Origin of the sequence: Escherichia sp. WS1450 (assembly GCF_046487395.1) — a bacterium.
Lineage (GTDB): Bacteria > Pseudomonadota > Gammaproteobacteria > Enterobacterales > Enterobacteriaceae > Escherichia > Escherichia coli.
The window spans coordinates 1-1,189 of sequence record NZ_JBJQJO010000117.1; the positions used below are offsets into that span (position 1 = coordinate 1).

At 48.4% G+C, this 1,189-nt stretch carries 1 protein-coding gene and 1 pseudogene; one reads left to right on the plus strand and one right to left on the minus strand.

Going from position 1 to position 1,189, the window contains the following annotated elements:
• Window positions 1-162 precede the first annotated feature (162 nt).
• Window positions 163-793 (minus strand): annotated as a pseudogene (locus ACJHYR_RS27780) (IS3 family transposase); the annotation flags it as partial.
• A gap of 342 nt (window positions 794-1,135) precedes the next feature.
• Here ACJHYR_RS27780 and ACJHYR_RS27785 point away from each other — a divergent pair.
• A partial coding sequence (locus ACJHYR_RS27785; RefSeq protein ID WP_129692851.1) for an IS1 family transposase occupies window positions 1,136-1,189 on the plus strand: 54 nt, incomplete at its 3' end.

The following is a 1,189-nucleotide window of genomic DNA, read 5'->3' on the forward strand; positions in this document are numbered from 1 at the left end:
TATTATGGTGATCCCCTGGGCGAAATGCGCCTGGTAAGCAGAGTTTTTGAAATGTAAGGCCTTTGAATAAGACAAAAGGCTGCCTCATCGCTAACTTTGCAACAGTGCCATTCAGAATATAACAGCTGGTTACCGATTCAGACTCGAGGTTTATTTAAGAATCCATACCTGCTCGGCCTCCAGCACAGAAAACCGACACTCAAGCAGACTCGGCAGGCTGGTATGCTCCTGGCGGGCATTTTTGTACTGATATTTTCCGGGCTGAGCACTTCTCAGGTTCAGATGCTTCATCAGCCTCCTGGCACGATAACTGCTCATCGGGATACCATTTTGAATCAGCATATCTGCCAGAGCACGCGCACCTGCGGAACCCCGACTCTGGTTCCAGACCCGGACTGTTTCGCTATACAATTTGATTCGCGCCGGATCAATCGTATTGAGCCGATTCTGCCAGTGCCGGAACTGCTGCAATGAGCATCCAGAGCAGCGCAAAGACTGACAACCGTGTGTCGCCGCTCAGTCTGGTAACTATCGTAAACCGTTCAGTGGGGAGGATATCAAGAGCACTGTAGCTTTTTAATATCGTTTTTTGTTCCTCCAGGCGACGAACCTGCTTTTCCAGCTCATGAATACGTTGCTACTCTGATGTGAGTGGTGATGCAGAAGACGTGGTATCCTGACGTTCCCGCCTGAGCTGACGTACCCATGCCCCCAGTGTATAGGAACCGACATTCATAGCTTCACTGGATTCCCGGTATGAGTAACTTTTATTAACGATAAGCCAGGCTATTTGTGCATTGGTGTTGAGGTGAGAATAGCACCAGTCAGGTGAGCAGATTATAATGTTACGAGACTTAAGCACCTCTGTAGCTCCCATGGTCTGATAGTTTCTCCCGTATACCGCTCATGCAACTCCCGCATTAAAATATACTGTTCTTTCCGGATAATTACGTTAAAATAGACACCTGCGTGCATCTGTGTCAGACTCCGTTAGATACCAGCGTACATTGTAAACATGCCGGATGCACGCAATACAATAATCGGTCTTTTCGGAGTTATAGTCGCCAGGCTGGCATCCCGGGTGATGCTGCCAACTTACTGATTTAGTGTATGATGGTGTTTTTGAGGTGCTCCAGTGGCTTCTGTTTCTATCAGCTGTCCCTCCTGTTCAGCTACTGACGGGGTGGTG